The sequence below is a fragment of the Mycobacterium sp. genome, assembly GCF_049280035.1.
Classification (GTDB): Bacteria; Actinomycetota; Actinomycetes; order Mycobacteriales; family Mycobacteriaceae; genus Mycobacterium.
In genome coordinates this window covers 1-4,274 of the sequence record NZ_JBAPPI010000188.1, presented here as the reverse complement: position 1 = coordinate 4,274, position 4,274 = coordinate 1, and the positions used below count along the sequence as shown (strand labels likewise).

Below are 4,274 nucleotides of genomic sequence, written 5' to 3'. Positions count from 1 at the left end.
GGGTGCGATACGGGCCAGGCAGTCGCTGGACGAGGCGGCCGGCTGGCTGGCCGCGCTGGGCAATTCCCATCTGCGATCGGGTGAGGAGATGGCGCGGCTGTTCGCGCAGTGGCCCGACGCGGTGACCGCCGCGGCCGAACTCGGCGAGCAGTGCGCCTTCGGCCTGGCGCTCATCGCCCCGCAGCTGCCGCCGTTCGACGTCCCGTCCGGTCATACCGAGGACAGCTGGTTGCGCGAGCTGGCGATGGCGGGTGCCCAGCGCCGCTACGGGCCGCGAGCACAAGCAAGGCAAGCGTATGCCCAGATCGAGCGCGAGTTGGAAATCATTGCGCGGCTTGCATTTCCAGGCTATTTCTTGGTGGTCTACGACATCACCCGATTCTGTCGGGAGAACAACATTCTGTGTCAGGGCAGGGGATCGGCGGCCAACTCGGCAGTGTGTTATGCCCTTGGTGTTACCGCGGTCGATCCGGTGGCCAACGAGCTGTTGTTCGAGCGTTTCTTGTCGCCGGTTCGCGACGGACCACCCGATATCGACATTGACATCGAATCGGATCAACGCGAAAAGGTCATCCAGTACGTCTACGGCAAATACGGCCGTGACTATGCCGCTCAGGTCGCTAACGTAATCACCTACCGCCCACGGATCGCCGTGCGCGACATGGCCCGCGCCCTGGGTTTCTCGCAGGGACAGCAGGATGCGTGGAGCAAACAGATCGCTCACTGGGGCACGCAGCCGTCGGATATCGAGGACATTCCCGAGCAGGTGATCGACCTGGCCACCCAGATCCAGAATCTGCCGCGACACATGGGCATCCACTCCGGCGGCATGGTGATCTGCGATCGCCCGATCGCCGATGTTTGTCCGGTGGAATGGGCGCGCATGGAGAACCGCAGCGTATTGCAATGGGACAAAGACGACTGCGCGGCAATCGGTTTGGTGAAGTTCGACTTGCTTGGGCTGGGTATGCTCTCGGCGCTGCACTACGCCATCGACCTGCTGGCCGAACACAAAGGCATCGAGGTCGACTTGGCCAAGTTGGACCTGTCCGAATCGGCGGTGTACGAGATGCTGGCCCGCGCCGATTCCGTCGGGGTGTTCCAGGTGGAGTCCCGCGCGCAGATGGCCACCCTGCCGCGGCTGCGGCCAAGGGTGTTCTATGACCTGGTGGTCGAGGTCGCGTTGATCCGTCCTGGGCCTATTCAAGGTGGCTCGGTGCATCCGTACATCCGGCGGCGCAACGGTGTCGACCCAGTCGTCTACGACCATCCGTCGATGGAGCCGGCATTGCGGAAAACGTTGGGAGTGCCGCTGTTTCAGGAGCAACTGATGCAGCTCGCGGTGGACTGCGCGGGCTTTTCCGCCGCCGAGGCCGATCAGCTGCGGCGCGCCATGGGGTCCAAGCGGTCGGCGGAACGCATGCAACGGCTGCGCGGCCGGTTTTACGACGGCATGCGACGAATGCACGGCGCCGACGATGAGTTGATCGACCGGGTATACGAAAAGTTAGAGGCTTTCGCTAATTTCGGCTTTCCGGAGAGTCACGCGCTGAGTTTCGCATCACTGGTGTTCTACTCGTCGTGGCTCAAGCTGCATCACCCGGCGGCGTTCTGCGCGGCGCTGCTGCGCGCGCAGCCGATGGGCTTCTACTCGCCGCAGTCGCTGGTGGCCGATGCCCGCAGGCACGGGGTGACGGTGCACGGTCCTTGTGTGGCAGCCAGCCTGGCGCACGCCACCCTGGAGAACGCCGGTATGGAAGTCCGGCTGGGGCTGGGCGGCGTCCGTCATATCGGAGATGACCTGGCCGAGAAAATAGTCGAAGAACGAAAAGCGCACGGCCCCTTTGCTTCTCTCTTGGACTTGACGGGCCGGGTGCAGCTTTCCGTGCCGCAGACCGAAGCGCTGGCCACCGCAGGAGCGCTGAGCTGCTTTGGGATCTCCCGGCGCGAGGCGCTGTGGGCGGCCGGGGCGGCCGCCACCCAACGGCCGGATCGCTTGCCGGGGGTTGGCTCGTCGTCGCACATCCCGGCGTTACCCGGGATGAGCGAGCTGGAATTGGCCGCCGCCGATGTGTGGGCCACCGGCATTTCCCCGGACAGCTATCCGACCCAATTCCTGCGGTCGGATCTCGATGAGATGGGGGTGCTGCCCGCTGACGCCCTGCTTTCGGTGCCCGACGGCGACCGGGTACTGATCGCCGGGGCGGTCACCCATCGGCAGCGGCCGGGGACGGCACAGGGAGTGACGTTTCTCAACATCGAGGACGAGACCGGGATGGTCAACGTGCTCTGCACACCTGGGGTATGGGCGCGACACCGCAAGCTGGCGCAGACAGCGTCAGCGTTACTGATCCGAGGGCAGGTCCAAAACGCCAGTGGCGCAGTCACCGTCGTGGCCGAGCGGTTGGCCAAGCTCACCCTGAAGGTCGGATCGAAGTCTAGGGATTTTCGCTGACCCTATTGCGCCGAACGTGTAATCACGGCGAAAAAAGTGCTGGAAACTCGCCACAGATTCACGTTCGGCGCGCAAATGTAGTCTCCACACCATGACCCTGAACCTGTCTGTCGACGAAGTCCTGACCACCACCCGCTCGGTTCGTAAGCGCCTCGATTTCGACAAGCCGGTATCCCGCGAAGTGTTGATGGAATGCCTCGAATTGGCGCTGCAGGCGCCCACCGGGTCCAATAGCCAGGGCTGGCAGTGGATCTTCGTCGAGGACGCCGACAAGAAAAAGGCGATCGGCGAGGTCTACCTGGCCAATGCCCGGGAATACCTCAGCTCGCCGTCAGCCGAATACGCCGAGGGCGACACCCGCGGTGAGCGAATGGGCGCGGTCCGGGATTCCGCGACTTATCTTGCCGAGCACATGCACGAGGCGCCGGTCCTGCTGATCCCCTGCATCGAGGGCCGCGCGGAGACCTCGCCGCTTGGCGGGGTCTCGTTCTGGTCGTCGCTGTTCCCGGCGGTCTGGAGTTACTGTCTTGCGTTGCGCTCCCGCGGGCTGGGCTCCTGCTGGACGACGCTGCACCTGCTTCGCGACGGTGAGAAAAAAGTGGCCGAGGTGCTCGGCATTCCCCACGAGCAGTACAGCCAGGGCGGGCTGTTTCCGATTGCCTACACCAAAGGCACGGATTTCCGGCCGGCCAAGCGGTTGCCGGCCGAGAGTCTCACGCACTGGAACGCCTGGTAGTCCCTTTGAATCGCCCGCCTCCTCCTCAGGACGCTCCACGTCCTGCATCGTCAGCGGGCGTAGCCCCACCGAACCCGTGCTGACGCCACGCCTCGTAGACGGCGATCGCGGCAGCGTTGGCCAGATTGAGGGAGCGCCGTCCGGCCAGCATGGGGATGCGGACGCGATCGGTGATGTGAACGTCGGCCAGGGTCGTCGAGTCCAGCCCGGTGGGTTCGGGGCCGAACATCAACACGTCACCGGCCTGGTAGCTCACGTCGGTGAACAACGACGTCGCATGCGCGGTAAAGGCGAATACCCGCTGCGGTGACAGCGCCTTCCAAGCGGCGTCCAATGACGGGTGCACGGTGACCGAGGCCAGGTCGTGGTAGTCCAGCCCCGCTCGGCGCAGCTTGGGTTCGGAAAGGTCGAAGCCGAGCGGCTCGACGAGATGCAGTTCGGTGCCGGTGGCCGCCGCGGTCCGGATTGCATTGCCCGTATTGGGCGCGATACGCGGGGAGTAAAACAGCAGCCGGAACATCTGTCGATCATGACAGTTGTCCTAAGACAATTTGCTCGGCTATCCTTCGCGATGTCTGGCACGCGTCGGCGAACTCTGTCTGTTCAGTAAGAATTCTGGTCTCCATAGCCGCAGGCTGGCATACTCGTCGAATTGCCAGGCGTATATCGCTCGCCCGTAACTCGGGGCGGCTGTCATCAGCAGGAAGTCTCATGAACGACGCGCCAACACTGCATATCAGCGGAGCGGTCGCCGGCACGGACGCAGTCCGGTGACCATGTTTGCCCGTGCGACGCGGGCGATTCTGCCGGCCAAAAGTAACAGTGCAGACCGCAACGGCGCCGACTCGTCACCGGTGAAACGGCCAGCGTCATGGTCGCTGCGCAATTGGCCGGTGCGGTGGAAAGTCGTCGCCATTGTGGCTGTGCCGTTGGTGCTGGCGATGGTTTTCGGGGGATTTCGTATCTCGGGTGCGCTGACGGACGCGCAAGACCTCCGGTTGGCCGCTGATCGCGCCGAGGTGGTTCCGGCCATTACCAAATACATGTCGGCGCTCGATGTCGCATTGCTGGCGAGTTCCACCG

At 64.0% G+C, this 4,274-nt stretch carries 3 protein-coding genes and 1 pseudogene; 3 read left to right on the top strand and 1 reads right to left on the bottom strand.

The annotated features are described in order from the left end of the window. Together WAN71_RS06200 and WAN71_RS06195 are read left to right on the top strand one after the other, a co-directional pair. Positions 1–2,455 (top strand): error-prone DNA polymerase (locus WAN71_RS06200; RefSeq protein ID WP_422224493.1); only part of this gene is annotated, 2,455 nt, incomplete at its 5' end. A gap of 91 nt (positions 2,456–2,546) precedes the next feature. After that, positions 2,547–3,191: a nitroreductase family protein gene (locus WAN71_RS06195; RefSeq protein ID WP_422224492.1), complete on the top strand. Its 645-nt coding sequence runs from the start codon at positions 2,547–2,549 to the stop codon at positions 3,189–3,191. A 25-nt stretch (positions 3,192–3,216) separates the two neighbouring features. Here WAN71_RS06195 and WAN71_RS06190 read toward each other — a convergent pair whose 3' ends face one another. Then, positions 3,217–3,711 (bottom strand): tRNA (cytidine(34)-2'-O)-methyltransferase, encoded by a 495-nt coding sequence (locus WAN71_RS06190; RefSeq protein ID WP_422224491.1) that lies wholly within the window; start codon positions 3,709–3,711, stop codon positions 3,217–3,219. A gap of 250 nt (positions 3,712–3,961) precedes the next feature. On the opposite strand from WAN71_RS06190, the pseudogene WAN71_RS06185 reads away from it, so the two are divergent. Then, positions 3,962–4,274 (top strand): annotated as a pseudogene (locus WAN71_RS06185) (ATP-binding protein); the annotation flags it as partial.